The organism is Aeromonas sanarellii, assembly GCF_000820085.1.
GTDB lineage: Bacteria > Pseudomonadota > Gammaproteobacteria > Enterobacterales > Aeromonadaceae > Aeromonas > Aeromonas sanarellii.
On the sequence record NZ_CDBN01000057.1, the window covers coordinates 15,443 to 36,745 of the forward strand.

The 21,303-nt window shown below is 63.8% G+C and carries 25 protein-coding genes and 1 pseudogene; 20 read left to right on the forward strand and 6 right to left on the reverse strand.

Going from position 1 to position 21,303, the window contains the following annotated elements; translation table 11 throughout:
* Window positions 1-40: 40 nt before the first annotated feature.
* The 9 genes from thpR (at window position 41) to BN1132_RS11940 (ending at window position 7,211) form a co-directional block, all read left to right on the forward strand.
* A complete protein-coding gene (thpR, locus tag BN1132_RS11900) occupies window positions 41-607 on the forward strand; it encodes an RNA 2',3'-cyclic phosphodiesterase (protein ID WP_042077796.1) in 567 nt (188 codons plus the stop codon).
* Window positions 604-1,347 (forward strand): DNA/RNA nuclease SfsA, encoded by a 744-nt coding sequence (sfsA, locus tag BN1132_RS11905; protein WP_042077797.1) that lies wholly within the window; start codon window positions 604-606, stop codon window positions 1,345-1,347. Before thpR ends, sfsA begins: the two co-directional genes overlap by 4 nt.
* 119 nt (window positions 1,348-1,466) lie before the next feature.
* The gene (gene dksA, locus BN1132_RS11910) at window positions 1,467-1,916 is read left to right on the forward strand and encodes an RNA polymerase-binding protein DksA (RefSeq protein WP_042077798.1); all 450 of its coding nucleotides are present in this window, start codon (window positions 1,467-1,469) and stop codon (window positions 1,914-1,916) included.
* 112 nt (window positions 1,917-2,028) lie between these two features.
* Window positions 2,029-2,928 carry a tRNA glutamyl-Q(34) synthetase GluQRS gene (gene gluQRS / locus BN1132_RS11915; RefSeq protein WP_042077800.1) on the forward strand — a complete coding sequence of 300 codons (900 nt, stop codon included), beginning with the start codon at window positions 2,029-2,031 and terminating at the stop codon, window positions 2,926-2,928.
* A gap of 144 nt (window positions 2,929-3,072) precedes the next feature.
* Window positions 3,073-4,563, forward strand: a complete 1,491-nt coding sequence (pcnB, locus tag BN1132_RS11920; RefSeq protein WP_042077802.1) for a polynucleotide adenylyltransferase PcnB — start codon at window positions 3,073-3,075, stop codon at window positions 4,561-4,563.
* A gap of 10 nt (window positions 4,564-4,573) precedes the next feature.
* Window positions 4,574-5,071 carry a 2-amino-4-hydroxy-6-hydroxymethyldihydropteridine diphosphokinase gene (gene folK / locus BN1132_RS11925; protein WP_042077804.1) on the forward strand — a complete coding sequence of 166 codons (498 nt, stop codon included), beginning with the start codon at window positions 4,574-4,576 and terminating at the stop codon, window positions 5,069-5,071.
* Between the two features lie 20 nt (window positions 5,072-5,091).
* Complete coding sequence (gene panB, locus BN1132_RS11930; protein WP_042077805.1) at window positions 5,092-5,886, forward strand: 3-methyl-2-oxobutanoate hydroxymethyltransferase; 795 nt, start codon at window positions 5,092-5,094, stop codon at window positions 5,884-5,886.
* Window positions 5,887-5,988: 102 nt separating this feature from the next.
* Window positions 5,989-6,837 carry a pantoate--beta-alanine ligase gene (panC, locus tag BN1132_RS11935; protein ID WP_042077806.1) on the forward strand — a complete coding sequence of 283 codons (849 nt, stop codon included), beginning with the start codon at window positions 5,989-5,991 and terminating at the stop codon, window positions 6,835-6,837.
* Between the two features lie 26 nt (window positions 6,838-6,863).
* Window positions 6,864-7,211, forward strand: a complete 348-nt coding sequence (locus BN1132_RS11940) for a putative quinol monooxygenase (protein WP_042077807.1) — start codon at window positions 6,864-6,866, stop codon at window positions 7,209-7,211.
* Window positions 7,212-7,273: 62 nt separating this feature from the next.
* On the opposite strand, the gene BN1132_RS11945 is transcribed toward BN1132_RS11940, so the two are convergent.
* The 3 genes from BN1132_RS11945 to hpt all read right to left on the reverse strand — a co-directional run bounded on the left by BN1132_RS11945 (window position 7,274) and on the right by hpt (window position 9,600).
* Window positions 7,274-8,047, reverse strand: a complete 774-nt coding sequence (locus BN1132_RS11945; RefSeq protein WP_042077808.1) for an ABC transporter permease — start codon at window positions 8,045-8,047, stop codon at window positions 7,274-7,276.
* On the reverse strand, window positions 8,044-8,961 hold the full coding sequence (locus BN1132_RS11950; RefSeq protein ID WP_042077811.1) for an ABC transporter ATP-binding protein: 918 nt from the start codon (window positions 8,959-8,961) through the stop codon (window positions 8,044-8,046). The genes BN1132_RS11945 and BN1132_RS11950 overlap by 4 nt, the downstream gene beginning before the upstream one ends.
* A gap of 108 nt (window positions 8,962-9,069) precedes the next feature.
* Window positions 9,070-9,600 carry a hypoxanthine phosphoribosyltransferase gene (gene hpt / locus BN1132_RS11955; RefSeq protein WP_042077812.1) on the reverse strand — a complete coding sequence of 177 codons (531 nt, stop codon included), beginning with the start codon at window positions 9,598-9,600 and terminating at the stop codon, window positions 9,070-9,072.
* Between the two features lie 201 nt (window positions 9,601-9,801).
* Between hpt and BN1132_RS11960 the strand changes: the two genes are divergently transcribed.
* On the forward strand, window positions 9,802-10,416 hold the full coding sequence (locus tag BN1132_RS11960; protein WP_042077813.1) for a TetR/AcrR family transcriptional regulator: 615 nt from the start codon (window positions 9,802-9,804) through the stop codon (window positions 10,414-10,416).
* A 74-nt stretch (window positions 10,417-10,490) separates the two neighbouring features.
* On the opposite strand, the gene BN1132_RS11965 is transcribed toward BN1132_RS11960, so the two are convergent.
* Both BN1132_RS11965 and mpl read right to left on the reverse strand, forming a co-directional pair.
* Window positions 10,491-11,102, reverse strand: a complete 612-nt coding sequence (locus BN1132_RS11965; protein ID WP_042077814.1) for a flavin prenyltransferase UbiX — start codon at window positions 11,100-11,102, stop codon at window positions 10,491-10,493.
* Window positions 11,099-12,469, reverse strand: coding sequence for a UDP-N-acetylmuramate:L-alanyl-gamma-D-glutamyl-meso-diaminopimelate ligase (gene mpl / locus BN1132_RS11970; RefSeq protein WP_042077815.1), 1,371 nt, complete (start codon window positions 12,467-12,469; stop codon window positions 11,099-11,101). Before mpl ends, BN1132_RS11965 begins: the two co-directional genes overlap by 4 nt.
* A gap of 233 nt (window positions 12,470-12,702) precedes the next feature.
* Between mpl and ppa the strand changes: the two genes are divergently transcribed.
* Window positions 12,703-13,233 (forward strand): inorganic diphosphatase, encoded by a 531-nt coding sequence (gene ppa, locus BN1132_RS11975; protein WP_005335667.1) that lies wholly within the window; start codon window positions 12,703-12,705, stop codon window positions 13,231-13,233.
* 24 nt (window positions 13,234-13,257) lie between these two features.
* Here the strand turns inward: ppa and BN1132_RS11980 are convergent, their stop codons facing one another.
* Entirely contained in the window at window positions 13,258-13,605 is a 348-nt protein-coding gene (locus tag BN1132_RS11980; RefSeq protein WP_209428970.1) for a hypothetical protein, read from the reverse strand.
* Between the two features lie 125 nt (window positions 13,606-13,730).
* Here BN1132_RS11980 and BN1132_RS11985 point away from each other — a divergent pair, with 125 nt between their 5' ends.
* The 9 genes and pseudogenes from BN1132_RS11985 to BN1132_RS12025 all read left to right on the forward strand — a co-directional run.
* Entirely contained in the window at window positions 13,731-14,609 is an 879-nt protein-coding gene (locus BN1132_RS11985) for a hypothetical protein (RefSeq protein WP_042077816.1), read from the forward strand.
* 217 nt (window positions 14,610-14,826) lie between these two features.
* Window positions 14,827-15,369 carry a YtfJ family protein gene (locus tag BN1132_RS11990; RefSeq protein ID WP_042077817.1) on the forward strand — a complete coding sequence of 181 codons (543 nt, stop codon included), beginning with the start codon at window positions 14,827-14,829 and terminating at the stop codon, window positions 15,367-15,369.
* Window positions 15,370-15,412: 43 nt separating this feature from the next.
* Window positions 15,413-15,703 carry a hypothetical protein gene (locus BN1132_RS11995; protein WP_042077818.1) on the forward strand — a complete coding sequence of 97 codons (291 nt, stop codon included), beginning with the start codon at window positions 15,413-15,415 and terminating at the stop codon, window positions 15,701-15,703.
* Window positions 15,704-15,739: 36 nt separating this feature from the next.
* On the forward strand, window positions 15,740-16,309 hold the full coding sequence (locus BN1132_RS12000; protein WP_042077819.1) for a DUF2796 domain-containing protein: 570 nt from the start codon (window positions 15,740-15,742) through the stop codon (window positions 16,307-16,309).
* A 4-nt stretch (window positions 16,310-16,313) separates the two neighbouring features.
* Complete coding sequence (locus BN1132_RS12005; RefSeq protein ID WP_042077820.1) at window positions 16,314-17,000, forward strand: ABC transporter ATP-binding protein; 687 nt, start codon at window positions 16,314-16,316, stop codon at window positions 16,998-17,000.
* 73 nt (window positions 17,001-17,073) lie between these two features.
* A complete protein-coding gene (locus BN1132_RS12010) occupies window positions 17,074-18,321 on the forward strand; it encodes an ABC transporter permease (protein ID WP_042077821.1) in 1,248 nt (415 codons plus the stop codon).
* A gap of 37 nt (window positions 18,322-18,358) precedes the next feature.
* Entirely contained in the window at window positions 18,359-18,829 is a 471-nt protein-coding gene (locus tag BN1132_RS12015) for a DUF3299 domain-containing protein (protein ID WP_042077822.1), read from the forward strand.
* A 119-nt stretch (window positions 18,830-18,948) separates the two neighbouring features.
* The gene (locus BN1132_RS12020) at window positions 18,949-19,797 is read left to right on the forward strand and encodes a TIGR03899 family protein (RefSeq protein ID WP_042077823.1); all 849 of its coding nucleotides are present in this window, start codon (window positions 18,949-18,951) and stop codon (window positions 19,795-19,797) included.
* Window positions 19,798-20,057: 260 nt separating this feature from the next.
* Window positions 20,058-21,303: pseudogene (locus tag BN1132_RS12025) on the forward strand (methyl-accepting chemotaxis protein); the annotation flags it as partial.

The following is a 21,303-nucleotide window of genomic DNA, read 5'->3' on the forward strand; positions in this document are numbered from 1 at the left end:
TGGCCCCCTGCGATGAGCACCACGAGGACAGACACCGCGCATGCCCAAACTCTTCTTTGCCCTGCCCCTGCCCACCCTGGCCCCCGAGCTGGCGGCCTGGCGCGACCGGCGCCCCTGGCCCGGCCTGCCGGTGCCGGAAGCCAATCTGCACCTGACCCTGGCCTTCCTCGGGGAGGCCGACGAGGCGACCCAGGCCCGCCTGATCGCGCTCGCCGGCCAGCAGCATTGCCCGCCCTTCAGCGTCCATCTGGATCAGACCGGCTGGTTTCAGCGTGCCAAGGCGGCCTGGGTGGGCCCCAGCGAATGGCCGAACGAGCTCACCGTCCTGGCCAGGGCCCTGCGCCGCCACGGCGAGAAGCTGGGGCTTGGCAACGGCGAGCAGGGCTATCGCCCCCATGTCACCCTGTCGCGCAAGGCGAACGAGGCCCCTGGCGAGCTGCCCGCCCCCGACTTTCAGCTCGAGGCGGACCGCTTCTGCCTCTACCGGTCCGTCAGCACCCCGGACGGCGTCCATTACGAGCCGCTGGCCTGCTGGCCCCTGCGCGCCCGCCCCAAACCCGCAGCACGCCCTCGCCCCGACACCAACGCCCAGGAGAACCGCCGATGATCTTCGCTCCCCCCCTGCAATCCGGGCAGCTGATCGCCCGCTACAAGCGCTTCCTGACCGACGTACAACTCGAGGGCGGCGAGGTGATCACCCTCCACTGCGCCAATACCGGTGCCATGACAGGCTGCGCCGAGCCCGGTACCCGGGTCTGGTATTCCACCTCTAACAATCCCAGGCGCAAGCTGGCCCACAGCTGGGAAATCGCCGAGAGCCCGGCGGGCCACTTCATCTGCGTCAACACCGCCCGGGCCAACCAGATTGCACGGGAGCTGATCGAGCAGGGCGCCATCGCGCCGCTGGCGGGCTATGCCAGGCTGCGCACCGAGGTGAAATATGGCGAGGAGAACAGCCGCATCGACCTGCTGCTGGAGGATGACGAGCGGCCGGATTGTTACATCGAGGTGAAGTCGGTGACCCTGCTCGACGAGCGGGAGCAGCCGGGCATGGGTTACTTCCCCGATGCCGTGACCGCCCGCGGCGCCAAGCACTTGCGTGAATTGATGGCCATGAAGGCGGCCGGCCACAGGGCCGTGCTGCTATTTATGGTGCTGCACTCCGGCATCGAGCGGATGCGGCCTGCGGCCCATATCGATCCGCTCTATAGTCAACTTATCGAGCAGGCGATGGCGGCAGGGGTTGAAATTTTATGCTATCGCCCCCATGTTGGGGTGCAGGGCATTGTGGCGCAAGATTTTATCCCGTTTGAATCTGGCCATATGCTACCCGAGGGCAAAGAATAAATGCGGAAGTGGGTAACATTATTGACAAGGCTTGTTTGCCTCCCGTTGACCCTTCTGCTATAGATGTCGCCCTCAATTTATGGATGGCACGGGTAGCGTGCTGAATTAGGAGACAGGGCATGCCAACAGGCGAAAACAGGAAATCTCTGGGCCCCCTGGCCATTGCGGGTGTAGAGCCTTACCAGATGCAAGCCGGTGAGGAGTACATGAATGACCAACAGAAGGTTCATTTTCGCAAGATCCTGGGAGCCTGGCGCAACCAACTGATGCAGGAAGTTGACCGCACCGTCGACCATATGAAGGATGAGGCTGCCAACTTCCCGGATCCCGTGGATCGCGCCGCGCAGGAAGAAGAGTTCGCGCTCGAACTGCGCACCCGCGATCGTGAACGCAAACTGATCAAGAAGATCGAAAAGACCCTGCTGCTGCTCGAGGAAGATGACTTCGGTTACTGCGAGCATTGCGGCATCGAGATCGGCATCCGCCGTCTGGAAGCCCGTCCGACTGCCGACCTCTGTGTCGACTGCAAGACGCTGGCCGAGATCAAGGAAAAGCAGATGGCTGGCTGATGCCGCCCATCGGGATGAACGAAGAAGGGAGCGTGCGCGCTCCCTTTTTTATTGAGCTTTTGCCCGTGGCGTCCCAGAATGCAGCCTCAATGCATCGTTCACCCGAATTGCCATGGTCATGACTCCCCTCGCCACCCGGCCCTATGTCGGCCGCTTCGCCCCCTCCCCGTCCGGGCCGCTCCACTTCGGTTCCCTGGTCGCCGCCCTCGGCAGCTTCCTGCAGGCAAGGTCGCAGCAGGGCCGCTGGCTGGTGCGCATCGAAGACATAGACCCCCCGCGGGAGATGGCGGGCGCCGCAGATCTCATCCTGCAGACCCTGGAGGCCCATGGCCTCGCCTGGGATGGCGAGGTGATCTACCAGAGCCGGCGCCATGACCGCTACGACGAGATCATCGCCGCACTCCACCGGGCGGGGGATCTCTACTGGTGCCGTTGCACCCGGCGCGAGATCATGGCCAGCGGCGGCTTCTACAACGGCCACTGCCGCAACCTGGCTCTGGCGCCCGCAGGCTGCGCCGCCCGCCTGCGCCAGCATCACCCCGTCTATCGCTTCGAGGATGCGCTGCAGGGGGAGATTAGGGTGCCAGCGGCGCTGGCCGAGGAAGATTTCATCGTGCGCCGCCGGGACGGGCTCTACGCCTACAACCTGGCAGTGGTGGTGGACGACATGGACAGCGGCATCACCGAGATAGTGCGCGGCGCCGACCTGCTGGAGCCCACGGTGCGCCAGATCGCCCTCTACCAGACCCTGGGGGCCGAGGTACCCGCCTGGGTGCATCTGCCCCTGGCGGTGCTGCCGGACGGCAACAAGCTCTCCAAGCAGAACCACGCGCCGGCGCTGAATCCGGATGAGGCGAGCGCATCCCTGTGGCAGGCCCTCGCCTTTCTCGGTCAGTGCCCGCCCCCCGAGCTGCGGGAGGGCGCGGTCGACGAGATCGTCGCCTGGGGCATTGCTCACTGGCAGTTGGCCCGGGTGCCTGCCAGCGAGAAGATCCAGCTGGCTGATTACTGAATCGCGCAGGCAATTTTGGTTTGATTGAACGTAAATCGCCGCTGTTGGCCGTGATTTTGTCGGGATAATCCGAGTCAAACGAGATCAATTGCCAGCACGGTTTTTCATTTGGTTAGGCGTGAGCTATGATAGGCCGCTATTTTTTTGGCCTCCCGTCAATTTGAAGTCATAACGAGGTGTACCATTTTTTCCCAGATCGCAAACTTTTGCCGCAAGGTGCTCGGCAAGGAAGACGGCGAGCAGTCGGTGGAGTCCCCCATTCCGGCCCGTGTCGCCGGGCAACGCCGTACCTTGAGCCGTGACCAGCACCCGATTTCGCGCAAAGAGATCAGCGAGAATGCCCTCAAGGTGCTCTATCGCCTGAACAAGGGGGGCTATGAGGCCTACCTGGTCGGCGGCGGTGTCCGTGACCTGCTGCTCGGGAAGACGCCCAAGGATTTCGACATCGCCACCGATGCGACGCCGGAACAGATCAAGGCGCTGTTCAGCAACTGCCGCCTCATCGGCCGCCGTTTCCGCCTGGCCCACATCGTCTTTGGTCGTGACGTGATCGAAGTGGCCACCTTCCGGGGTCACCACCATCAGGTCAATACCAGCAAGCATGTGTCGGCCCAGTCCGATGAAGGCATGCTGCTGCGGGACAACGTCTACGGCACCATCGAAGAGGATGCCGAGCGTCGCGACTTTACCGTCAACGCCCTCTACTACAGCGCCAAGGATTTCACCCTGCACGACTTCGAGAGCGGGCTGGAAGATCTGGCCGCGCGCAGGCTGGAGCTCATCGGTGACCCCGAGACCCGTTACCGGGAAGATCCGGTGCGCATGCTGCGCGCCGTGCGCTTCGCCGCCAAGCTGGACATGACCATCAGCCCGCGCACCGCCGCCCCTATCAGGGAGCTGGCCCCGCTGCTGCAGGACATCCCGGCCGCCCGTCTGTTCGAGGAGACCCTCAAGCTGTTCCTGGCCGGCGACGGTCTCGCCACCTACAAGCTGCTGCGCGAATACGGGCTGTTCCAGCCGCTCTTCCCCCAGGTCGCCGCCCTGTTCACGCCCCACGGCAACTCGCCCTACGAGCAGTTCATCGAGCAGGCGCTGATGGACACCGACACCCGGGTGCGCGAAGAGAAGCGCGTCACTCCCGCCTTCCTCTACGCCACCCTGCTGTGGGGCGCCGTCGAGGCCCGCGGCCGAGTGCTGGAAAACGAGAGCGGCCTGCCCTGGTATGACGCCTTCATGCTGGCCATCAACGAGGTGCTGGACGCCCAGGTGCGGATCATCGCCGTGCCACGCCGCTTCACCACGGACGTGCGTGACATCTGGGCCCTGCAGCAGCGCCTGACCCGTCGCCAGGGCAAGCACCCCGAGCGGGCCATGGAGCACCCGAAATTCCGCGCGGCCTTCGATTTCCTGTTGCTGCGCAACCGGGTCGAGCGCGGCCTCGGCGAACTGGCGAGCTGGTGGGAGCGCTATGTGGCCTCCAACCCGGACGTGCGCCCGCAACTGCAACGGGAGGCGACCCGCCGCCCGGCGAGTGGCGATCGCGCCGAATCCCGCGGCGGTGATGGCGAGAAGCGCAGCGGCAATGGCCGCAACCGCCGTCGCCCCCGTCGCCGCAAGCCGAAGTCGGCAGAGTAAGGGTCCGTCGATGATCGAGGTCTTCGTCGCCATCGGTTCCAACCTGGCCGACCCCCTCGGCCAGGCTCGCCGTGCCATCGCCGCGCTGGCGACCCTGCCGGAATCCGAGCTGCTGCAGACCTCCCACCTTTACGGCAGCCGCCCCATGGGCCCTGCGGATCAGCCGGACTACGTCAATGCCGTGGCGCGGCTCCACACCCGGCTCGGCCCTCTGGCGCTGCTGGATGAGCTGCAGCGCATAGAGCTGGCGCAAGGGCGGGTTCGCAAGGACGAGCGCTGGGGTCCCCGGACCCTGGATCTCGATCTGCTGCTCTATGGTGATCAGGTGATCAACACTGAGCGCCTCATCGTTCCCCATTACGGCATGAAGGAGCGGGAGTTTGTGCTGCTGCCCCTGGCCGAGATAGCCCCCTCCCTGGTGCTGCCCTGCGGCACCCCGCTCACCGAACTGGTTGCCCGCTGCCCGCGCAATGGACTCGAGATCCTGGCCGGCGCGGCAGGCGAGTAGAGAAGAGTAGGAACAACGTCATGAGCAAAATCACCACCACCGGCCTGTTGAAAATGAAACAGGACGGCCAGAAAATCACCGCCATCACCGCCTATGATGCCACCTTTGCCAAGCTGTTCGACGACGAGGGCGCCCAGGTGCTGCTCATCGGTGACTCCCTCGGCATGGTATTGCAAGGGGGGGACGACACCCTGGCGGTCAGCATGGACGAGATGGTCTATCACACCCGCTGCGTGGTGCGCGGCACCAGCAAGGCATTGGTCATCACGGATATGCCGTTTATGAGCTATGCCACCCCGGAGCAGACCTACCAGAACGCGGCGCGCCTGATGGCCGCCGGCGCCCGCATGGTGAAGATGGAAGGGGGCGACTGGCTGTGCGAGAGCATTCGCCACCTCACCCGCAACGGGGTGCCGGTCTGTGGCCACCTCGGGCTCACCCCGCAATCCGTCCACGTGTTTGGCGGCTTCAAGGTGCAGGGGCGCGACGAGTTCCACGCCCAGGAGATCTACCGCCAGGCCCTGGAGCTGCAGGCGGCCGGCATCCAGCTGCTGGTGCTCGAGTGCGTGCCCGTCTCCCTGGCCGAGCGCATCACCAAGGCGCTGCGCATTCCGGTGATCGGCATAGGTGCCGGCCCCGCCACCGACGGCCAGATCCTGGTCATGCACGATGCCTTCGGCATCACCTCAGGTTATGTGCCCAAGTTCACCAAGAACTTCCTGGCCGAGACCGGTGACATGCGTGCCGCCATCCGCCTCTATGTGCAACAGGTGAGTGACGGGACCTTCCCCGGCCCCGAGCACTGCTTCAACTGATGTGATGCCGTCATGAGAACGGGGGCCTGCGCCCCCGTTTCGCCCTCCCTCTCTGACGAAATGAACCTCTCTCTTATTGATTCATCTGAAGGTGAACTGCCGATGTTGGTTGTGAACAATCCCGCCGCTCTGCGCGAACAGATCGGCCACTGGCACCGCGAAGGACGTGCCATCGCATTCGTGCCCACCATGGGCAATCTCCACCAGGGCCATCTGACCCTGGTAGAAGAGGCGCGCCGCCATGGCGACAAGGTGGTGGTCAGCATCTTCGTGAACCCCTTGCAGTTCGACAAGGCCGAGGATCTCGCCAACTATCCGCGCACTCTGGAGCAAGATTGCGCCGCCCTGGAGTCTGCGGGAGTCGACCTGGTGTTCACCCCGACCCCGGAGATCATGTATCCCCAGGGGCTCGCCAGCCAGACCTTCGTCGAGGTGCCCGGCCTCTCCAGCCTGCTGGAAGGGGCGCTGCGCCCGGGACACTTCCGCGGCGTCAGCACCGTCGTCACCAAGCTGTTCAACCTGGTGCAGCCGGATGTGGCCTGCTTCGGCCAGAAGGATTACCAGCAGCTCGCCCTCATTCGCAAGATGGTGGCCGACATGGCCATGCCCATCGAGATCGTCGGCGTGCCCACGGTGCGGGCCGAAGACGGTCTGGCGCTCTCCTCGCGCAACGGCTACCTGACCGCCGTCGAGCGGGCCATCGCCCCCGAGCTTGCGCGCACCATGAACTGGATCGCCGAGCAGATCGAGGCGGGTGACCGTCACCTCCCCTCCCTGGTGGCCCGGGCCAGCCAGCGTCTCGACAACGCCGGATTCCGGACCGATGCCATCGACATCGTCGATGCCGACACCCTGGAATCGGCCACCGCCGCCAGCCAGCGGCTGGTGATCCTGATGGCCGCGTATCTGGGCAAGGCCCGCCTGATCGACAATCGCGTCGTCGCCCTGTAAGGCCGAGACGCGGAAAGGAGAGAAAGATGTCCAAGAAGGTCTATTGCATCGCCCAGTTCCAGCCCAAGCCGGGCCAGGAGCAGGCCCTGTTCCGGGTCCTGCAGGGGCTAGAACCCAACACCCTACGCGAGGATGGCTGCCTGCAGTACATCGTCACCCGCCACATCCAGAGCCCCTTTGCCGAGGGAGAGAGCTTCCCCATCGTGTTCAACGAGATCTGGCGCGACATGGCGAGCTTCGAGGCCCACTGCCAGCGCAGCGAAATCAAGGCCTTCTTCGAGCGCTACTGCCTCGCCGACGATGGCCTGGCCGCCAAGTGGAACGTCTGCGTCTACAGCGACGAGCCGACGGACTACGACGCGCCGGCCCTCTGAGGCGCAGCACCAGACAAATAGAAAAGGCGCCCGAGGGCGCCTTTTTGCTGGCCGGTTGCACCTCAGTGGCGCAGGCCCGTGCCGCGGGAGATGAGCCACCAGGCCAGCCCGTAGAGCACCAGGATGAAGCCGATGATGATGAGATAGGCGGTGCCGAGCGGCACGTCGGAGATACCGAGGAAGCCGTAGCGGAACGCGTTCACCATGTAGATGATGGGGTTCACCTGGGAGACCCCCTGCCAGAACGGCGGCAGCAGGGTGATGGAGTAGAAGACGCCGCCCAGATAGGTCAGGGGGGTCAGGATGAAGGTCGGGATGATGCTGATGTCATCGAACGACTTCGCGAACACGGCGTTGATGAGCCCCCCCAGGGAGAACAGGATGGAGGTGAGCAGCACGGTCACACAGACGCTGAACAGGTGGTGGATCTGCAGCGGCACGAAGAACAGCGACACCAGGGTGACGATGAGGCCGACGCAGAGGCCGCGCGCCACGCCACCGCCCACGTAACCCGCGATGATGATGTAGTTGGGCACAGGCGCCACCAGCAGCTCCTCCACGTTGCGCTGGAACTTGGCGCTGTAGAAGGAGGAGGCGACGTTGGAGTAGGAGTTGGTGATGACCGACATCATGATGAGACCGGGCACGATGAACTCCATGTAGCTGAAGCCTCCCATGTCGCCGATGCGCGACCCGATGAGGTTGCCGAAGATGACGAAGTAGAGGCTCATGGTGATGGCCGGCGGCACCAGGGTCTGGATCCAGATCCGGGTGAAGCGGCTCACCTCCTTGGCCAGTATGCTCTTGAAGGCGATGTAATAGGTCATGGGGTTCATGCTTTGCGACCCTCCTCTACCAGATTGACGAACAGCTCTTCCAGCCGGTTCGCCTTGTTGCGCATGCTCAGCACCTTCACCCCCTGGGCGGAGAGCTGCTCGAACAGGCTGTTGAGGGACTGGCTCTTCTCCAGCTCCACCTCCAGGGTGTGCTCGTCCTGCATGCGGCCATTGAACTCGGGCAGGCTCGGCACCGCGGAGCCCGGCACCAGATCCAGCAGGAAGGTCTCCCGTCCCAGCTTGCCGAGCAAGCTCTTCATGCTGGTGTTCTCGATGAGGCGGCCCTTGTCGATGATGCCGATGTTGCGGCACAGCATCTCAGCCTCTTCCAGGTAGTGGGTGGTGAGGATGATGGTGACACCCTGCTCGTTCAGATCCTTAAGGAAGCTCCACATGGAGCGACGGATCTCGATGTCCACCCCGGCGGTCGGCTCGTCCAGGATCAGCAGCTTGGGCTCGTGCATCAGGGCGCGGGCGATCATCAGCCGGCGCTTCATGCCGCCGGAGAGGGTGCGTGCCGCCATGTCGCGCTTGTCCCAGAGATCGAGCTGGCGCAGGTACTTCTCGGCGCGCACCTTGGCCTCGGCCCTGGGCACGCCGTAGAAGCCGGCCTGGTGAGTCACTATCTGGCTCACCTTCTCGAACATGCTGAAGTTGAACTCCTGGGGCACCAGGCCGAGCTGGGACTTGGCCAGCTCCAGATCGGTGTCGATGTCGTGACCGAACACCTTCACCTTGCCGGCACTCTTGTTCACCAGGGAGCTGATCACGCCGATGGTGGTGGACTTGCCGGCCCCGTTCGGCCCGAGCAGGGCGAAGAAATCCCCCTGCTTGACGGTGAGATCTATGCCCTTGAGGGCTTCGACGCCCCCCTGATAGGTCTTCTTCAGACCGCTGATTTCCAATGCGTTCATTGCAACCCCTGTGATGGATGAGCCCATCTCGAGACAGAAAAGGCGGCTCGAGCGCCGCCTGAAGAGAGTCGATGGCAGGCGGCCAGCCTTGCCACTGGCGAGCCCTGCTTACTCTTGCGCAACGACCTTGCCGATGAACGGCAGATTACGGTACTTCTGGGCGTAGTCGATGCCGCAGCCCACCACGAACTCGTCGGGAATGGAGAAGCCAAGCCAGTCGACCGGCACCTGCACCTCGCGGCGGGACGGCTTGTCCAGCAGGGTGCAGATGGCCAGGGATTTGGGCTCGCGCAGGGAGAGGATCTCGCGCACCTTGTTGAGGGTGTAGCCGGTGTCGATGATGTCCTCGACGATCACCACGTCCTTGCCCTTGATGTCGTCATCCAGGTCTTTCAGGATGCGCACGTCCCGGGTGCTGTGCATGCCGGAGCCATAGCTGGAGGCGGTCATGAAGTCCAGGGTGATGGGCAACTGGCACTGGCGGCAGAGGTCCGCCAGGAAGACGCAGGAGCCGCGCAAGAGGCCAATCATGACCACCTCATCGGACCCCTGGTAACGGGCGGTGATCTCCTCGCCCAGCTTGGCGATCCGGGCGGCGACCTCGGCCTCGGGGATCATCACCTCGACAATGTGTTTCATCACATACTCCAATAATGGCCAAAGGGTTATTGGCCGTTCATTAACATCAAAACCGAGGATTCTACCACCGCAACCGGAAGGCGTCAGGCATACGTGATGCTTTTATCGGCTTATTTTAATTGATAGAGTTAGCGAGCCTTCGGGCATTATCGGTGACAATACTATAAACACCATAATCAATAACTATTAGATGAAAAAACCATGGAACCACGCGCAGAAATAAGACGTCGAACCCGGCTGTCGCCGGAGGCTCGTCGTGATCAATTGATGGAGTGTGCCGTCGAGGTCTTCTCCCGCCGCGGTATCGGCCGGGCGGGGCATGCCGAGATTGCCGAGCAGGCCAAGGTCTCCGTCGCCACCGTCTTCAACTACTTCAATACCCGTGACGATCTGGTCGACGAGGTGCTGACAGAGATAGAAGCCTACGTGCAGCAGATCCTCGAGCAGGCATACAACGGTCAGGGATCCGCCAGGGAGTGCATCCACCGCCATGTGAAGCAGGCGGTCGATGCGGCCTATGACAAGCCGGATCATGCCAGCATCTGGCTGGAGTGGAGCTCCTCGGTGCGGGAAGAGGTGTGGCCCCGCTACACCCGTCTGCTGGACAAGATGATGGCGCTGATCACACCCCGCTTGCAAGCCGCCATGGACAACGGCGAGATCAAGAGTGTGCTGTCGGCGCAGGATCTGGCCCGCTCCCTGACCGGGTTTGGCTACGTCATGATGCAGATGATCAATCAGCCTCAGCGCCCCTCCCGGGAAGAGGTGACCGATTTCCTGTTCAAGTACGTGACGGCCCCCATCCAGGCCGCCTAGGCTGCCTAACCCATAAAAAAGCGGCGCCGGACCCTGAGTCCGGCGCCGCTTTTGTTTGCCCACCCGTCACACCCTCAGGGCTTGGCGTAGCCCCAGCGTTGGGTCAGCGCCTGCTCGATGCCGAGGTGGTCGAGGATCCGCGCCACCATGAAGTCCACCAGATCCTCGATGCTTTTCGGCTCGTGATAGAAGCCGGGGGCGGCTGGCATGATGGTCACCCCGAGGCGCGCCAGCTTCAGCATGTTCTCCAGGTGGATCGCCGAGAAGGGGCTCTCGCGGGGCACCAGGATGAGCTGGCCGCGCTCCTTGATCACCACGTCCGCCGCCCGCTCCAGCAGGTTGTCGGAGGCGCCGCTGGCGATCGCCGACACGGTGCCCATGGAGCAGGGACAGATCACCATCTGCCTGGGGGCCGCCGAGCCGGAGGCCACCGGCGAGAACCACTCCTCCTTGCCGCAGGCGACGATCTGCCCCTCTCTGGCGCCATACTGGCGGCAGAGATAGGCGGAGAGCTCCTTGGGCGAGCCCGGCCAATCCTGCTGCTGCTCCGTCTTGAGCACCACCCGGGCGGCCGAGGAGGCGAGCAGATAGACCTTGTAGTCCGCCTGCACCAGACACTGGAGCAGGCGCAGGGCATAGGGGGCGCCGGAGGCGCCGGTCAGCGCCAGGGTTATCGCTTTGTTCATGATGAGGCGTGTCGATCCTTGAGGCGGGCGATCAGCTTGTCATGGATGCCACCGAAGCCGCCGTTGCTCATGATCAGAATATGATCCCCCGCGCGGCTCTCGGCCACCAAGGCGCCGATCAACGTATCCAGATCGTCGAACACCCGGGCCGGACGGCTCATATGGGCGGTCACCTCGCCGAGATCCCAGCCGATGTTGGAAGGCTGGAAGAAGAGCACCTCGTCGGCGCCGCCAAAGCAACCCGCCAGCTCCTCCTTGTGGACCCCCAGCTTCATGGTGTTGGAGCGGGGCTCCAGCACCGCCAGGATGCGTGACCCGCCGACCTTGGCGCGCAGGCCGCCGAGGGTGGTCTCGATGGCGGTGGGGTGGTGGGCAAAGTCGTCATAGACGCTGATGCCGGCCACCTCGCCCTTGAGCTCCATGCGCCGCTTGGGGGACTTGAACTGGCAGAGCGCCGCAATGCCGTGCTCCACCATGACGCCGGCATGACGGGCGGCGGCGATGGTCATCAGGCCGTTGTTGACATTGTGATCGCCGATGCACTCCCAGTGCACCTCCCCCTGCTTCTCGCCATCCAGCCACACCTCGAAGGCGGAGCCGTCGTCCGCCAGCTTGACCGCCTTCCACTGGGCGTCGTCCTGGCCCACCAGCTCCACCTCGCTCCAGCAGCCCATCTTGCGCACGGCGGTGAGGTTGTCGTCGGCCTGGGGGAAGAGCACCCGGCCGTTGCTCGGCACGGTGCGCATCAGGTGGTGGAACTGGCGCTGGATGGCGGCGAGATCCGGGAAGATGTCCGCGTGATCGAACTCCAGGTTGTTCATCACCAGGGTGCGCGGGTGGTAGTGGACGAACTTGGAGCGTTTGTCGAAGAAGGCGCAGTCATACTCGTCCGCCTCGATGACGAAGAAGGGGGCGGCACCGAGACGGGCTGAGACCGGGAAGTTGCCGGGCACGCCGCCGATGAGGAAGCCGGGTTCCAGCCTGGCGTACTCCAGCACCCAGGCCAGCATGCTGGCGGTGGTGGTCTTGCCGTGGGTGCCCGCGACGGCCAGCACCCAGCGATCCTTCAGCACGTGCTCCAGCAGCCACTGGGGGCCGGAGATATAGGGCAGGTTGCGATCCAGCACATATTCCACGCAGGGGTTGCCGCGGCTCATGGCATTGCCGATCACCACCAGATCCGGCGCCGGATCGAGCTGGGAGGGATCGTAACCTTCGGTCAGTTCGATGCCCTGCTGCTCGAGCTGGGTGCTCATGGGGGGATAGACGTTGGCGTCGGAGCCGGTGACCCGATAGCCGAGCTGTTTTGCCAACACCGCCAGACCACCCATGAAGGTGCCGCAGATCCCGAGAATGTGAATGTGCATACCACTGCCTTTTCCAGTAAAGGGAGTGCGCATTCTAGGATCTGTTGACCTGATGGCACAAGCCGCCACCAGGGCGAGCGGGAGACGGAGCGCCACAAAACGACAGAAATCGGGCGAGACCGGGGGCACACCTCCCTCCACTAGCCTGCCCGGCCCTCGAAATATGGTCATTTGACGGGACATCGCTATAATGTCGGCCTGCAAACTTGACTCCAACACTCAAAGGAAACGTCATGAGCCTGAACCTGGTACCGGCCGGCAAGAGCCTGCCCGACGACATCTACGTCATCATCGAAATCCCGCAGAACGCCGACCCGATCAAATACGAAGTCGACAAGGACAGCGGCGCCATCTTCGTTGACCGCTTCATGTCCACCCCGATGTTCTACCCGTGCAACTACGGTTACGTGAACGCCACCCTGTCCCTGGACGGGGATCCGGTCGACGTGCTGGTTCCGACTCCCTACCCGCTGCTGGCCGGCTCCGTCATTCGCTGCCGCCCGGTCGGCGTGCTGAAGATGACCGACGAATCTGGCGAAGACGCCAAGATCGTGGCCGTGCCGCACTCCAAGCTGACCAAGCAGTACGACCACATCCAGGATGTGAACGATCTGCCCGAGCTGCTGAAAGCCCAGATCCAGCACTTCTTCGAGCGCTACAAAGAGCTGGAAGCGGGCAAGTGGGTCAAGGTGGAAGGCTGGGGCGACAAGGCCGCTGCCGAAGCCGAGATCAAGACCTCTGCCGAGCGTTACGCTGCCAAGTAAGCGACCTCTCGCAAAAAAGGCGCCTTATGGCGCCTTTTTATTTGCCCCTGGCCGAGGACCCGGTGGATCCCCCTGGATATAGATGTCGCGCCCGTTCTGGCGATAGGGGCGATAGTAGTCGTCACCACAGCGGTACTCCCCGCCCGCGCCCCCCACCAGATCGCAGTTGACCGGCAACACCTCCAGCCACTTGATGGCCTGCTGGAAGCGCAACCACTCCTGCCATTCGTGCTCCCGCGCCAGCCGATCCCGCAGGGCGAAGGTGTCCGCGCTGGACATGCCCTGATTGACGATGACGGGCCCCGCCAGCGCCGATGACGCCCCCGCTATCAACACAAGCCATGAAACAAGCTTCATGATCATTTTCCACATGACTTATTTCCCAAATTAAATTTAAAGCCAAATCAGCCTATTACCAATATCCCCACCACCAGACCAATCCAAAAGCCGGTCACTCACCTAGTTGTTTATTATCGACCCCAGGCAGGAGGCACACCATGAAACCGGCACAAGGCGTGCTCTGGAGCCTGCTTTTCGGCGCCGTGGCCCAGGCCAACGAGATCAACCTGAGCTGGCAGTGGCAATCCGCCGACGGCCAGCGCAAGCACCTGCAACTGACCACGGATGAGCGCGTCCTCTCCGCCAGCCGCCATGAGATGACGCTGCTCGATACCGCCCTCAACTACCCGCTGGAGACGCTCTACTCCTACATCAGTCCGCGTCTCTACAACAGCATCAACCAGATCAACCAGCACAGCCCCGAGACGGCGACCAAGTTCCGCAACCTGGAGCAGGCCTTTACCCTGCACGACAGCAGCCTCGAATCCACCCAGTTCTGGCAGGCCTACCGGCAATACCAGGAGGATGCCTTCTATGAGATGCGGGTCCAGCCCTGCATCCACCCGGCCAACCACAAGCTGCCCTGCGTGCGCCCCAACTATTCCCAGCTGTTCTATCAATTCAAGGGGGACCTCAAGCCCCTGGCCCGGCAGTTCTCGGCCAAGGATCTCGCCACCAGCGTCACCCTGCTGCAGGAGTGGCTGAGCGGCATTCCCACTCCGCCCGAACAGATGGACCACTTCGCCCCGCCCTTGCAGGCCCTGCAGGACAACAAGGCCGACAGCGACGAGAAGGCGTTGCTGATGGCAAGCCTCCTGGCCGAGCTGGCCCCCCAGTACAGCCTCAGCATCATCTATCCGGACATCAGCATCGGCAGCGTCTCGCCGGCCTGGCTCGCCATCACGGCCGACAGCGGCCTCAAGGGCGATACCCTGCTGATCGGCAACCAGCGCCATGTGCTGCTCACGGGTTCTCCCCTGCTGGCCCAGCAGATGACCATGGCCCAGATCCCCCTGATCAGCGAGCCCCTCTATTAAGCCTCCCTTTAAAACCGTTGCAACCATTTGATTTTGATGGGAGGCATGCCATCCTTGCCGCCGTCTTTCGGGGGGAGGATGTCCTCTTCGGCAAGATCGCCGACGCCGCCCGGCATTATTTAACACTTTTTAAACAGATCCGATCAGTTTAGGATATTCAGGGTCCCATTCCCTCGCCCCCAAAATCGTTATAACATCACAAAGGAGTGTCATACGGATGAAACATCTCGTGCTTACTCTGGCGCTGCTGCCAACCCTGGTCATGGCCCACAACATCAAGGAGTCGGCCCAGGTGCCGCTGGTCAACATCGGCGACAAGGGTGAGCTGGTGCTCAAGGAGAAAGAGATCAGCTATCAGCCCTGGCAGAGCAAGGTGTTGACCGGCAAGGTCTTCCTGATCCAGCACATCGCGGGTCGCTCCAGCGCCAAGGAGCTGAATGCCCCCATGATCGAGGCGATCAAGGCGGCCAAGCTGCCCCACGACAAGTACCAGACCGTCACCATCATCAACAGCAATGACGCCATCTGGGGCACGTCCGGCTTCGTGAAGAGCAGTGCAGAGGACAGCAAGAAAGAGTTCCCCTGGTCCGCCATGGTGCTGGATGCCAAGGGCATGGCCCGCAATGCCTGGGATCTTGCGCCGGAAAGTTCAGCCATCATACTGCTGGATAAAGAGGGCAAGGTGCTGTTTGCCAAAGATGGCCAGCTCGATGCCACCGAGATAACCAAGGTGATGGGGCTTATCCAGTCCCATCTCTGAGTCAGAGAGAAGGGCGCTGATGGCGCCCTTTCCACAAGGGTCTATGGGTCGTTCCACGTTCACAATCTGGGTCTTGCTGCTGGGCTGGTTGTGGCTGCAACCTGCGCTGGCACAGCATCCGCTCGAAGCCGACCTGCCGGATCATAGCCATGCCTGCCCCGCTTGCGTCCTGCATCTGGATGGCAAGCTGGCCCTCACCGCCACCCCCTTTGTCCCGAGCGCCTCCCCCTTCATCGTTCTGGCCGTCGGTATCTCCCTGCCGACCGTGCCCTCCAGGATCCTGGGCAATAGCCGCATCAGAGCCCCGCCATCACTGCATTGCTTCTTCATGTGAATCAATATCTTATCCATTACTTCAAAAGGATTGACGATGAAAGCAGTGACTCTGTTGCTGGCCGCGGCCGCCTTCGGCGCGCAGGCCAATCACGACGAACACGACCATCAGGGCCACGGTGCCCACGAGCACGGCCACGGCCACCTCAACCTGGTGCTCGACGGCAACCAGCTGATGATCGAGCTGCAGGCCCCCGCCGCCGATCTGGTGGGTTTCGAGCACGCCGCCAAGAGCGATGAAGAGAAGGCGCAATACGCCAAGGCGGTGGCTCGGCTCAAGCAGCCCGACGCCCTGTTTCGCCTCGACCCGGCCGCCGGCTGCACCCTGACCCGGCAGGAGCTGCAGGCCGCCAAAGAGGATCACGGCCATGAGCACGATCATGACCACGACGAGGCTCACGATGAACACCATCAGGAAGAGGCGGGTCATGCGGACCTGGGGGCCATGTACACCTACACCTGCGCGGATCCGGCCAAGCTGACCGGCCTGGAGGCGACCCTGTTCGGCGTCTATCCGAGCCTGGAGAAGCTGAGCGTGCAGGGCATACTGCCCAGCGGCCAGACCGCCGCCGAGCTGACCCCGTCCGCCAACAAGCTGAGCTGGTAACGCCATGAAAAACGCCGTGGTTGAGATCCGCGATCTGGCCTTCGCCTGGCCGGGTCACGAGGTCGTCCTCGATCTGCCTGCCCTTCGCATCCACGAGGGGGAGCGCGTCTTCATCAAGGGCCCGTCTGGCTGTGGCAAGTCCACCCTGCTCGGGTTGCTGGCCGGGATCCAGACCGCCGACCACGGCACCCTGGAGGTGCTGGGCCAGCCCCTGGCCCGGCTTTCCGGCCGCGCCCGTGACCAGTTTCGGGCGGCCAATCTGGGGTACATCTTCCAGCAGTTCAATCTGCTGCCGTTTCTCTCGGTGCAGGACAACGTCACCGCCGCCCTCACCTTTTCACCCGCCAAGCGGGCCCGCCTGACAGGGAGCCCGGAGCAGGAGGCGCGCCGCCTGCTGGCAGAGCTGCAACTGCCGGACGAGGCTCTGCATCGCCCCGTCCACGCCCTCAGCATCGGCCAGCAGCAGCGGGTCGCCGCCGCCCGCGCGCTCATCGGCTCGCCTCCCCTGGTGATCGCCGACGAGCCCACCTCGGCCCTCGACACCGACAACAGAGCCGCCTTCATCCGGCTGCTGTTCGAGGAGTGCGACAAGCAGGGGTCGACCCTGATCTTCGTGAGCCACGATCCCTATCTGGAGCCCCTCTTCCCCCGGGTGGAAAACCTGCAACAACTCAACCGGAGGGCCGCATGATGACAACGCATCCGTCCGTCTTTCACCTGGCCATGCCGCTGCGCCATGGCGGCCCGTCACTGCGGAGGTTCCCATGCTGACCCTCGCCCTCAAGAGCCTCTGGGCCCGCCGCCTCACCGCCGGGCTCACCCTGCTGGCGGTGGCCATCAGCGTCACCCTGCTGCTCGGGGTGGAGCGGGTGCGCAGCCAGACGCGCGACAGCTTCGCCAACACCGTCTCCGGCACCGATCTCATCGTCGGCGCCCGCTCCGGCCAGGTGAACCTGCTGCTCTACTCGGTGTTTCGCATCGGCAACCCCACCAACAACGTGGGCTGGGATGCCTATCAGGCCATCAAGGCAAAACCGGGCGTGGCCTGGACCATCCCCCTCTCCCTCGGCGACTCCCACAAGGGCTTCCGGGTGCTCGGCACCAACGGCGATTACTTCACCCATCTGAAGTACGGCCAGCAGCAGTCCCTGCAACTGCGCGAGGGGCGGGCGTTCGAGACGCCGTTCGAGGCGGTGCTCGGCGCCCAGGTGGCCGAAAAGCTCGGCTACAAGCTGGATCAACCCATCGTCATCGCCCACGGCGCCGGCAACACCTCGTTCAGCCAGCACGACAACCTACCGTTCAAGGTGGTGGGGATCCTGGCTCCCACCGGCACCCCCATCGATCGCACCATCCATGTGCCGCTGGCGGGCATAGAGGCGATCCACCTGGGCTGGGACACCGGCCGCCACAGCAAGAACGTCACCGCCGAGCAGGCGCTGGCACAGGATCTCACCCCCAAGACCATCACCGCCTTCATGGTGGGCCTGAGCAACCGCATTCTGGCGTTCCAGCTGCAGCGCAGCATCAACACCTACCCGCAGGAGCCCCTGATGGCGATCCTGCCGGGGGCCGCCTTGCAGGAGCTGTGGAGCCTGATGAGCGTGGCGGAGACGGCCCTGTCTGTCATCGCCGGCTTCGTGGTGGTGGCAGGCCTCATCGGCATGCTGACCACATTGCTGGCGGGACTCAACGAGCGGCGCCGCGAGCTCGCCATATTGAGATCCCTGGGCGCGGGGCCGACCCACCTCTTCCTGCTGCTGGCGCTGGAGGCCATGGCGCTGACCACCCTCGGCATCGCCCTCGGGGTGGCCGTGCTCTATCTCGGTCAGGGGCTTGCCACCCCCTGGCTGCTCGGCCACTATGGCCTGCAACTGAACCTGGGGCTGCCGAGCGCCCATGAGTGGCTGTTGCTGGGGCTGGTCTGGCTGGCGGGCATGATCATCGGCCTGCTCCCCGCCGCCCGTGCCTACCGCTACAGCCTGAGCGACGGCATGAGCATCCGCGTCTGACTCTGGACGCACCCGACAAAAGAAAGAAGGACAGAAAATGAAGTGGAACATAGTGGCGCTGCTGGCCAGCCTGCTGGTGCTGCCCGCCATGGCGGCCGATTACAAGACCATCGACTGGGACGTGCTGATCCCGGAGGGAGAGAAGCTGCTGCCGCCGCCCCAGGTCAATCACGAGGATCCCATGTCGGTGCCGCAGCCGGTAGGGGGCGTCAACAAGAAGCTGGACAATCAGGACGTGCGGATCCCCGGGTTCGTGGTCCCGCTGGAAGGGGATGCCAAGACCATCAAAGCCTTCCTGCTGGTGCCCTACTTCGGCGCCTGCATCCACGTGCCGCCGCCGCCCACCAACCAGGTGATCTACGTGAGCTACCCCAAGGGCGCGCCGGTGGATGACCTCTGGGACGCCATCTGGGTCAAGGGCAAGATGCGCACCGTCAGCTCCAGCCACGAGATGGCCACAGCCTCCTACTCCATGGAGGCGGTCGAGGTCAGCGTCTACGAAGAGTGAGCCCTATGGCCTCCCCCGGGAGGCCATTTCTTTATGCCGTGACGGCCCCGCCAAGGGGATTGTTCATGGGCCCGGTTGGAGTAACATTCACTACCAGACCCTGCCATCACGGAGCCAGCATGGCTGACCTGCCCCCCAAGAAAGAGAGTTCCATCCTGAGCAGCCAGGAGCAGACCCTGCGCCTGGCCCGCAGCCGCGGCATCGATGGCATGCTCACCCGCAACAGCGACAGCACCTTCGAGCAGCGGGCGACCTTCCGCCAGCTGGCGGAGCAGGCGGCCCGCCAGCGCAACCTGGAATCCATCATGGTGATGGCCTCCCGCCACTGCCAGGAGACGGCCGCCGGCGGCGAGATGGACAGCGACTGGCTCACCCGCTTCCTGCAACTGGCCGAAGAGATCAGCATGGTGCCCATGCAGCAACTGTGGGGACGGATCTTCGCCCTGGAGGTGGCGACCCCGGGCCGCTTCTCCATCCGGGCCCTCACCACCCTCAAGGAGATGACCCAGCGGGAAGCCCAGCTGTTCCAGCGGATCTGCGCCCTCTGCTGCCACTACGAAGGCAGCGACGAGCAGCGTCTGCTGCTCGGCATGCACAAGGGCGCCGGCCTGCTCAGCCGCGCCAGGGTCACCCGCATGGGACTCGGCAAATACCGGATCCCCTACAGCGCCTTGCTCTTGCTGTTCGACCTCGGTCTGCTGCACCGCGGCGAGCTGGAGTCCGGCCCCCTGCCCGCCGACGGGGTCGAGCTGGCCTTCGGCAACCAGCGCTGGCGCCTGCGCCAACGCCAGAGCCACCTCACCCTGCTCTATTACCGGCTCACCCCCATCGGCAACGAACTCGCCCTGTTGCTGGAGGAGCCGCCGCTGGAGGAGTACCTGCAGGACCTGAAGACCCTGCTCTCCACCCACCTGCAGATTGAGACCCAGATCCAGGCCCAGGTCAGCGAACCGGATCTCCCCGCCTGATCCCGGCGGGTGCCCCGGCCCCGCCTTGCCAAATTGCGAAACCCGTCACGCCCTTGCCAAAACGGCTCCCAAAAAGCGAATCGATTCAGCAGGCGAAGACGCCGGGCCGGGTCGTTTTCGTCAATCTCCGGACTTTGAGCAAATAAGATTCATTTTGAACACAATTCAAGCGTTTCCTGGCACTCTGGTGCACGGCTTGCAATGGGACTATCAGTCCCAAATTGTCGGGACTCATCATCCTTCCACAGCCGGAAGCCGCCATGAGAGTCAATCAACCCGTTACCCAGCGTGAGCGCCTCTACCCGGAGCATCAGAACCTGATCTCCACCACGGATCTGGAGAGTCGCATCACCTATGCCAACGACGAGTTCTGCCAGATCGCCGGCTTCACCCTGGCGGAGCTGCAGGGATCGCCGCACAACCTGGTCCGCCACCCCGACATGCCGCCCCAGGCCTTCGCCGATATGTGGCGTCATCTCCGTGAAGGCAAGAGCTGGATGGGCCCAGTCAAGAACCGCTGCAAGAACGGGGATCACTACTGGGTCAACGCCTTCGTCACCCCCATCCAGGACGCGAGCGGCAAGGTGGTGGAGTACCAGTCCGTGCGCACGGCGCCGGACGACGCGGTCAAGCAGCGCTCGGAGCGGGTCTATGAGGAGATGCGCGGCGGCAAGACACCGCTGGCCCTGCGCCTGCCCCCCTTCTCCCACACGCTCGCGCTCACTCTCTGCCTGCTGCCCTGCCTGGCGGCCCTGGTTGCCCTGGGCTATCAACAGGGCCCTGGTTGGCCCCTTCTGCTCGGAGCCCTCTCCCTGATGCTGGCGCTCGTCATCAACCAGGCCCTCTCCCGCCGTCTCGCGCGGCTGGAGATCCTGGCCCGCAGCCGCTTCGACAATCCGCTGATGCAGCTGCTCTACACGGGCCGGGTCGATCGCCTCGCCGCCGTCGAGCTCGCCATGAAGATGAACCAGGCGGAGTTCAATGCGGTGCTGGCCCGCACCCAGCAGACCTGCCAGCAGATTCTGGCATCCGCCCAGACGGATCTGCACAACGCCGAGACCATCACCGACAACCTGCAGCAGCAACAGGCCCAGACCAACCAGGTGGCGACCGCCATCACCCAGATGGCGGAATCCATCCGCGAGGTATCCCACAGCTCCACCGCCGCCTCCGATCGGCTGGACGAGACCGCCGACCTGTTCAGGGAGGGCAATCTGCGCGTGCAGGAGACCATCGAAGAGGTGGAAGGGATGCACGGCGAGCTGATCACCTCCAAGGGGGTGATCACCACCCTCGCCACCCAGTGCCGGGCCATCGACGGCATCCTGGACGTCATCAACAACATCGCCAACCAGACCAACCTGCTGGCCCTNNGGCGAGATCCAGAAGATGATAAGCCTCTTGCAGGCCAGTGCCGGGGATGCGGAGCAGGCCATGGCGCAAGGGGAGAAGCTCTCCGCCAGCTGCCGCCTCAAGGCCGCCGCCACCGGCGACGTGCTGCAGCAG

Bases quoted from the DNA above. Each gene is read 5' to 3' on its own strand.
- thpR (WP_042077796.1), top strand. From the start codon at position 41: ATGCCCAAACTCTTCTTTGCCCTGCCCCTGCCCACCCTGGCCCCCGAG.
- sfsA (WP_042077797.1), top strand. From the start codon at position 604: ATGATCTTCGCTCCCCCCCTGCAATCCGGGCAGCTGATCGCCCGCTAC.
- dksA (WP_042077798.1), top strand. From the start codon at position 1,467: ATGCCAACAGGCGAAAACAGGAAATCTCTGGGCCCCCTGGCCATTGCG.
- gluQRS (WP_042077800.1), top strand. From the start codon at position 2,029: ATGGTCATGACTCCCCTCGCCACCCGGCCCTATGTCGGCCGCTTCGCC.
- folK (WP_042077804.1), top strand. From the start codon at position 4,574: ATGATCGAGGTCTTCGTCGCCATCGGTTCCAACCTGGCCGACCCCCTC.
- panB (WP_042077805.1), top strand. From the start codon at position 5,092: ATGAGCAAAATCACCACCACCGGCCTGTTGAAAATGAAACAGGACGGC.
- panC (WP_042077806.1), top strand. From the start codon at position 5,989: ATGTTGGTTGTGAACAATCCCGCCGCTCTGCGCGAACAGATCGGCCAC.
- BN1132_RS11940 (WP_042077807.1), top strand. From the start codon at position 6,864: ATGTCCAAGAAGGTCTATTGCATCGCCCAGTTCCAGCCCAAGCCGGGC.
- BN1132_RS11945 (WP_042077808.1), bottom strand. From the start codon at position 8,047: ATGAACCCCATGACCTATTACATCGCCTTCAAGAGCATACTGGCCAAG.
- BN1132_RS11950 (WP_042077811.1), bottom strand. From the start codon at position 8,961: ATGAACGCATTGGAAATCAGCGGTCTGAAGAAGACCTATCAGGGGGGC.
- hpt (WP_042077812.1), bottom strand. From the start codon at position 9,600: ATGAAACACATTGTCGAGGTGATGATCCCCGAGGCCGAGGTCGCCGCC.
- BN1132_RS11960 (WP_042077813.1), top strand. From the start codon at position 9,802: ATGGAACCACGCGCAGAAATAAGACGTCGAACCCGGCTGTCGCCGGAG.
- BN1132_RS11965 (WP_042077814.1), bottom strand. From the start codon at position 11,102: ATGAACAAAGCGATAACCCTGGCGCTGACCGGCGCCTCCGGCGCCCCC.
- mpl (WP_042077815.1), bottom strand. From the start codon at position 12,469: ATGCACATTCACATTCTCGGGATCTGCGGCACCTTCATGGGTGGTCTG.
- ppa (WP_005335667.1), top strand. From the start codon at position 12,703: ATGAGCCTGAACCTGGTACCGGCCGGCAAGAGCCTGCCCGACGACATC.
- BN1132_RS11980 (WP_209428970.1), bottom strand. From the start codon at position 13,605: ATGTGGAAAATGATCATGAAGCTTGTTTCATGGCTTGTGTTGATAGCG.
- BN1132_RS11985 (WP_042077816.1), top strand. From the start codon at position 13,731: ATGAAACCGGCACAAGGCGTGCTCTGGAGCCTGCTTTTCGGCGCCGTG.
- BN1132_RS11990 (WP_042077817.1), top strand. From the start codon at position 14,827: ATGAAACATCTCGTGCTTACTCTGGCGCTGCTGCCAACCCTGGTCATG.
- BN1132_RS11995 (WP_042077818.1), top strand. From the start codon at position 15,413: ATGGGTCGTTCCACGTTCACAATCTGGGTCTTGCTGCTGGGCTGGTTG.
- BN1132_RS12000 (WP_042077819.1), top strand. From the start codon at position 15,740: ATGAAAGCAGTGACTCTGTTGCTGGCCGCGGCCGCCTTCGGCGCGCAG.
- BN1132_RS12005 (WP_042077820.1), top strand. From the start codon at position 16,314: ATGAAAAACGCCGTGGTTGAGATCCGCGATCTGGCCTTCGCCTGGCCG.
- BN1132_RS12010 (WP_042077821.1), top strand. From the start codon at position 17,074: ATGCTGACCCTCGCCCTCAAGAGCCTCTGGGCCCGCCGCCTCACCGCC.
- BN1132_RS12015 (WP_042077822.1), top strand. From the start codon at position 18,359: ATGAAGTGGAACATAGTGGCGCTGCTGGCCAGCCTGCTGGTGCTGCCC.
- BN1132_RS12020 (WP_042077823.1), top strand. From the start codon at position 18,949: ATGGCTGACCTGCCCCCCAAGAAAGAGAGTTCCATCCTGAGCAGCCAG.